Source organism: Streptomyces sp. S6, assembly GCF_054880855.1.
This window is the reverse complement of sequence record NZ_JBTYMC010000342.1, coordinates 1-6,498: the sequence shown is the minus strand read 5'-3', so window position 1 is coordinate 6,498 and position 6,498 is coordinate 1. Positions and strand designations below refer to the sequence as shown.

Annotated in this window: 5 protein-coding genes; 2 read left to right on the top strand and 3 right to left on the bottom strand. The window is 74.7% G+C overall.

Going from position 1 to position 6,498, the window contains the following annotated elements; all coding sequences use genetic code 11:
• A partial coding sequence (locus ACVNF4_RS30490) for a hypothetical protein (RefSeq protein ID WP_461806113.1) occupies positions 1–627 on the top strand: 627 nt, incomplete at its 5' end.
• Positions 628–662: 35 nt separating this feature from the next.
• Here the strand turns inward: ACVNF4_RS30490 and ACVNF4_RS30485 are convergent.
• From ACVNF4_RS30485 to ACVNF4_RS30475, 3 genes are read right to left on the bottom strand one after another with little or no spacing between them, the layout of a single operon-like run.
• A complete protein-coding gene (locus tag ACVNF4_RS30485; protein ID WP_461806112.1) occupies positions 663–971 on the bottom strand; it encodes an AzlD domain-containing protein in 309 nt (102 codons plus the stop codon).
• Positions 968–1,672 (bottom strand): AzlC family ABC transporter permease, encoded by a 705-nt coding sequence (locus tag ACVNF4_RS30480; RefSeq protein ID WP_461806111.1) that lies wholly within the window; start codon positions 1,670–1,672, stop codon positions 968–970. The genes ACVNF4_RS30485 and ACVNF4_RS30480 overlap by 4 nt, the downstream gene beginning before the upstream one ends.
• Positions 1,669–2,526 (bottom strand): helix-turn-helix transcriptional regulator, encoded by an 858-nt coding sequence (locus ACVNF4_RS30475; protein ID WP_461806110.1) that lies wholly within the window; start codon positions 2,524–2,526, stop codon positions 1,669–1,671. Before ACVNF4_RS30475 ends, ACVNF4_RS30480 begins: the two co-directional genes overlap by 4 nt.
• 85 nt (positions 2,527–2,611) lie before the next feature.
• Between ACVNF4_RS30475 and ACVNF4_RS30470 the strand changes: the two genes are divergently transcribed.
• Positions 2,612–6,498: Lhr family ATP-dependent helicase (locus ACVNF4_RS30470; RefSeq protein ID WP_461806109.1), on the top strand; the 3,887-nt coding region annotated here is incomplete at its 3' end.

The following is a 6,498-nucleotide window of genomic DNA, read 5'->3' as shown; positions in this document are numbered from 1 at the left end:
CTGACGGCCGTGTCGACCGCCGAGGGCGCGCTGCCGGCCGTCCTGCCGTCCCAGCGGGGCTGTCCGACCGCGCCGTTCGTCCCGGTCGTGGACGCCCCGGCGAGCGAGCTGCTGACCACCGGCCCCGTCGCGGGCCTCCTGCACCGCAACGACGTGTGGCACGCCTGGCTGTTCCGGGCGACCGACTTCTGCTGGCGCGCGGTGGAGTCCCTGACGAGTTCCCACGCGTACGAGGTGGAGGCCGCCGTCGACTTCCTGGACTCCGTGCCGGACCGCTCACGCGCGCAGGCCGCCGCCGACCGGCTGGGCCGTCTGGTGCGCGACCAACGCCTCGTCGTCCTCGACCCGGACCACCCGGAGCGCTACCCCGTCGCCGACGGCTACGCGCCCGCGGAACATCGTTTCCCCCACGACATCGCCCGCACCCCGCACTCCCTCGCGCGCGCGTGGTTCACCGACGCGGAGATGTCCCGCTCCCTCGACTTCCTCACCACCGCCCAACAGGACGACGGCGGCTGGCCCCTCCGCCGCCCCCACTGGACCCCTTCCGCCGCCCTGGAGGCCCGCTCCGTGGTGACGATCGAGTCACTCCGCACACTGAGGGCGTACGGCCGCCTCCTGACGTGAGCCGGGGCCTTGACGCCCTTTGTCGGGACGGCACCTCACCCCGCCACCGCCCGCGCCCCCGCCGTCACCACCACGGCCACTCCGACGATCACCAGGAACGGCGCCCGCAGGGCGAAGGCCACGGCGGCGGCGCCCAGGCCGGCTGCGCGGGCGTCCAGAACCAGAATGTGGCCGTCGGCGAACGTCTGCTGGGCCGTGAGGGCGGCCAGGAGCGCGACGGGGAGGAGCGCGGCGAGGCGGCGTACGACGGGGCGTTCGAGGACGCCCTCGGGGACGAGCAGCCCGGCGAGTTTGACGGCGTAGCAGCCGACGGCGGTGGCCAGCACCGCGATCCAGACGTTCACCGGGACTCCCCCCGGTGCCGGCGCCGTCCCTCGGACCAGAGGCCGACGGGCGCCGCGAGGGCCGCGGCCAGCACCGGCACCCCCGTCGGCAGGACGGGCAGCAGGCCGAGCCCGAGCAGGACGGCGAGGGCGGCGACGCCCCGCTCGACGGAGGTCTTCAGCATCGGCGCGAGCAGCGCGAGGAACACGGCGGGTCCGGCCGCGTCGATGCCCCACGCCCCGGTGTCGCCGAGGGCGTCCGCCCCGAGGGCGCCCAGCAGGGTGGTGAGGTTCCACAGCACGTACAGGCTGAGCCCGGTGACGGCGAAGCCGATCCGCGCGGCACGCCGCGTGGGCTGCGCGAGGGCGACGGCCGCCGTCTCGTCGATGATCCACTGAGCGGCGAACGGCCGCACCGCGCGCGGGAGGTCCAGCAACCGGGAGAGCCGCAGCCCGTAGAACGCGTTGCGCGTCCCGAGGAAGAACGCTCCCGCAGCCGCCGTGAACGGGCCGCCGCCCGCCGCGAGCGCCCCCACCAGGGCGAACTGGGAGGCACCGGTGAACACCAGGAGGCTCAGTACGCAGCTCTGCGCCACCGTCATCCCCGAACCGGCCGACGTCACCCCGAAGGCGAATCCGCTCAGCCCCACGGCGACGCCGACGGCGAGGCCGTCGCGCACCACCGCACCGTCATGGGCGCGTATCTCTGTCTGTTCCGTCACCCGTCCGACGGTAGGAGCAGGCGTGCCCGCGCGTCTTGTACGTTCTTGCGCTCCCTGCGGTACGCCCCCGGCGGCACCCCCACGATCCGGGTGAAGTGCCGGTTGAGGTGCGGCTGGTCGCTGAAGCCGACGGCGAGCGCGGCCTGCGCGGGCGAGTTCCCCGCGTCCAGGAGGCGCCGGGCGACCCGCACCCGGGCGTCGGTCAGCCAGGCGTGCGGCGGCATCCCGTAGGTGTCGCGGAACGCCCGCAGCAGGGCGAACGGCCCCGTACCGAGTTCCTCGGCGAGCTGTTCCAGGGTGGGCGGCTCGGTCATCCGCTGCGTCAGCACGTCCCGCGCGCGTGCGGCGACCCCCGCACCGGCCGTCCGCACCCGCCGCACCGGCAGCGGCCCGCCGTTCAGGCGCAGAAGCCGCGTCACCGCGACCCTCAGCAGCGTGTCGGCGGTCAGCGCGTCCCCCTCCTCGGCGGCCCGCAGCACCTCGTGCACCAGCCGCACGGTCCGGGGATCGTCGACCACGGGACTCACGAACCCGGGCGTCCCTCGCAGCGTGGTCGTCTCGGCGGCGATCGCGGCCACCACCTCGGGCGACGGGTACACGGCCCCGTACCGCCATCCCTCCGGCACCCCGGCCCGTCCGGTGTGCGGTGTGTCCGGGTTCACCAGAGCCAGGGCCCCGGCCCCCGCCGAGACGTCACTCCCCCGGTGCTGGAAGATCTCGACGCCTTCGGCGATACCGGCGATGACGAACTCCTCGTGCGTATGGCGCACGAACGTCTTCCGCACGTACCGGGCCCGCAGCAGATCGACCCCGGGCAACTCCCCGTACCGCCAGTGCCGAGCCCGCTCACCCATGCCCCCATTCTCGCCCCCGCCCCCCGCTCCACCCGAAAACTCCCAGCTCAGCCCGATTGTCAGTGCCGAGGTGCAGGATGGACGCATGGTCAGTTCCGCACACCGAGCCCTGGACGGCTTCTCCCCCGCGACCCGCGGCTGGTTCACGGGGGCGTTCTCGGCGCCCACCGAGGCCCAGGCGGGCGCGTGGCGTGCCATCCGGGAGGGTTCGGACGTGCTGGTGGTCGCCCCGACCGGCTCGGGCAAGACCCTGGCCGCGTTCCTGGCCGCGCTGGACGGCCTGGCGTCGACGCCCCCGCCGGCGGACCCGAGGAAGCGCTGCCGGGTGCTGTACGTCTCCCCGCTGAAAGCCCTCGCGGTGGACGTGGAGCGCAACCTACGCAGCCCCCTGACAGGCATCCGCCAGGAGTCCGTCCGCCTCGGCCTCCCGGAGCCGGAGGTCAAGGTCGGCATCCGCTCCGGCGACACCCCGCCCGCCGAGCGCCGCGCCCTGGCGACCCGCCCCCCGGACATCCTGATCACGACTCCGGAGTCCCTGTTCCTGATGCTGACGTCGGCGACACGCGACGCGCTGACAGGCGTGGAGACGGTCATCCTGGACGAGGTCCACGCGGTCGCGGGCACGAAGCGCGGCGCGCACCTGGCGCTGACCCTGGAGCGGCTGGACGAACTGCTCCCGAAGCCGGCCCGCAGGATCGGCCTCTCGGCGACGGTCCGCCCGGTGGACGAGATCGCCCGCTATCTGGCCCCGCGCGGGAAGGCCGAGATCGTCCAGCCGGCGTCGGCGAAGGAGTTCGACCTCTCGGTGGTCGTCCCGGTGGAGGACCTGGGCGAGCTGGGCGGCTCCCCGGTGGACGACGCGAAGGCCGAGCGCCCCTCCATCTGGCCGCACGTCGAGGAGCGGATCGCGGACCTGGTGCAGGCCCACCGCTCGACGATCGTGTTCGCGAACTCCCGGCGCCTCGCGGAGCGCCTGTGCAACCGGCTGAACGAGATCGCGTACGAGAGGGCGACGGGCGAACCCCTGGACGAACACCACGCGCCCGCGGAGCTGATGGGCGGTTCGGGCGCGGCCCAGGGCGCCCCGCCGGTCCTCGCGCGGGCGCACCACGGCTCGGTCTCCAAGGAGCAGCGCGCCCTGGTCGAGGAGGACCTGAAGGCGGGCCGGCTGCCCGCGGTGGTCGCGACGTCGAGCCTGGAACTCGGCATCGACATGGGCGCGGTGGACCTGGTGGTCCAGGTGGAGTCCCCGCCCTCGGTGGCCTCCGGCCTCCAGCGCGTGGGCCGCGCGGGCCACCAGGTGGGCGCGGTCTCGACAGGCGTGGTCTTCCCGAAGTACCGGGGCGACCTGGTCCAGGCGGCGGTCGTCACCGAGCGCATGCGCGCGGGCGCCATCGAGTCCCTGCGTGTGCCCGCCAACCCGCTGGACGTCCTGGCACAGCAGTTGGTCGCGATGGTGTCGATGGACACCTGGCAGTTCGACGACCTGCTGGCCGCCGTCCGCCGCGCGGCCCCCTTCGCCTCGCTCCCGGAGTCGGCGTTCACGGCGACGCTGGACATGCTGGCGGGCCGCTACCCGTCGGACGCGTTCGCGGAGCTGCGCCCGCGCGTGGTGTGGGACCGCGTGACCGGCGCGATCACAGGCCGTCCGGGCGCCCAGCGCCTGGCGGTCACCTCGGGCGGCACGATCCCCGACCGAGGCCTGTTCGGCGTCTTCCTCGCGGGTTCCGACCCGAAGAAGGGCGGCGGCCGGGTCGGTGAGCTGGACGAGGAGATGGTGTACGAATCCCGCGTGGGCGACGTCTTCACGCTCGGGACGAGCTCCTGGCGCATCGAGGACATCACGCGCGACCGCGTCCTGGTCTCCCCCGCACCGGGTGTGCCGGGCCGGCTGCCCTTCTGGAAGGGCGACCAGCTGGGCCGTCCGCTGGAGCTGGGGCGCGCGGTGGGCGCGTTCCTGCGCGAGGTCGGCGCCCTGTCCCGGGAGGACGCCCGGCTGCGCCTGCTCTCGGCGGGCCTGGACGCGTGGGCCGCCGACAACGTCCTGTCGTACCTCGCCGAGCAGCGCGAGTCCTGCGGTCACGTCCCGGACGACCGGACGATCGTCGTGGAGCGCTTCCGGGACGAACTGGGCGACTGGCGCGTGGTCGTCCACTCCCCGTTCGGCGCCCAGGTGCACGCCCCGTGGGCGCTCGCCCTGGGGGCCCGCCTCGCCGAGCGGTACGGCATGGACGCGCAGGTGATGCACGCGGACGACGGCATCGTCCTGCGCCTCCCGGACGCCGACCTGCTGGGCCTGGACCTGCTCGACCGGGAGCCCTCGAAGGCCGGCACGGAATACGACGCCGACCAGGCGCCCGTGGGCGCGCAGGACGTCGTCTTCGACAAGGGCGAGGTCGACCAGGTCGTCACCGACCAGGTCGGCGGCTCGGCGCTGTTCGCGTCGCGGTTCCGCGAGTGCGCCGCCCGCGCGCTGCTGCTGCCGCGCCGCAACCCGGGCCGTCGTACGCCGCTGTGGCAGCAGCGGCAGCGTGCGGCGCAACTGCTCCAGGTGGCGAGCGAGTTCGGGTCGTTCCCGATCGTCCTGGAGGCGGTCCGCGAGTGTCTCCAGGACGTCTTCGACGTCCCGGGGCTCGTCGAGCTGATGGGCGATCTGGAGTCGCGCAAGGTGCGCCTGGTCGAGGTCACCACCCCGGAGCCGTCGCCCTTCGCGCGCAGCCTCCTCTTCGGGTACGTCGCCCAGTTCCTGTACGAGGGCGACTCGCCGCTCGCCGAGCGCCGGGCGGCGGCGCTGTCGCTGGACTCGCGGCTGCTGGCGGAGCTGCTCGGCCAGGCGGAGCTGCGTGAGCTGCTGGACGCGGAGGTGCTGGCCGATCTGGAGCGGGAGCTGCGGTGGCTCACCGACGAGCGGCGCCCGAAGGACGCCGAGGGGGTCGCCGACGCCCTCCGGGTCCTCGGCCCGCTCACCGACACCGAACTGGCAGAGCGGGGCGCCGACCCGCGCTGGGCGCCCGAACTGGCCGCCGCCCGCCGCGCGATCCGGGTGCGGATCGCCGGAGTCGACCACTGGGCGGCGATCGAGGACGCGGGCCGGCTGCGCGACGCCCTGGGCACCGCCCTCCCGGTCGGCGTCCCCGAGGCGTTCACGGAACCCGTCAAGGACCCTTTGGGCGATCTCCTGGCCCGCCACGCGCGCACGCACGGCCCGTTCACGTCCGCCGTGGCAGCCACCCGCTTCGGCCTCGGCACAGCCGTCACGGATGGCGCGCTGCACCGGCTCGCGGCGAGCGGAAGGGTCGTCCAGGGCGAGTTCCACCCGGCAGGGATCGGCCAGGAGTGGTGCGACGCGACGGTCCTGCGCCGCCTGCGCCGCCGCTCCCTCGCGGCGCTCCGCCAAGAGCTGGAGCCGGTCCCCCCGGCCGCGCTCGCCCAGTTCCTGCCCCAGTGGCAGCACGTCGGCAAGAGCCACGCCCTGAGGGGCACCGACGGCCTCGTCCGCGCGGTCGAGCAGCTCCAGGGCGCCTCCGTCCCCGCCTCGGCGCTGGAGAAGCTGGTCCTGCCGTCGCGCGTGCGGGACTACTCCCCGGCGATGCTCGACGAACTCACCGCCGCCGGGGAGATCGTCTGGGCCGGCGCGGGCGTGCTCCCCGGCAAGGACGGCTGGATCTCCCTCCACCTCGCGGACACGGCCCCCCTGCTCCTGCCCCCGCCGCACCCGCTGGAGCCGACGGCCCTGCACGAATCGGTCCTCACGGCCCTGACCGGCGGCTACGGCCTGTTCTTCCGCCAGATCGCCGACCAGGTCCGCGCCACCACCCACCCGGACGCCACCGACCCCCAGCTCGCCGACGCCCTCTGGGACCTCGCCTGGTCCGGCCGCCTCACCAACGACACGCTCGCCCCGCTGCGCGCCCTCCTCGGCTCCGGCCGGACAGCGGGCTCGACGGCCCACCGCGCCCGGCGTGCCGTCCC

Bases quoted from the DNA above. Each gene is read 5' to 3' on its own strand.
- ACVNF4_RS30475 (WP_461806110.1), bottom strand. From the start codon at position 2,526: ATGGGTGAGCGGGCTCGGCACTGGCGGTACGGGGAGTTGCCCGGGGTC.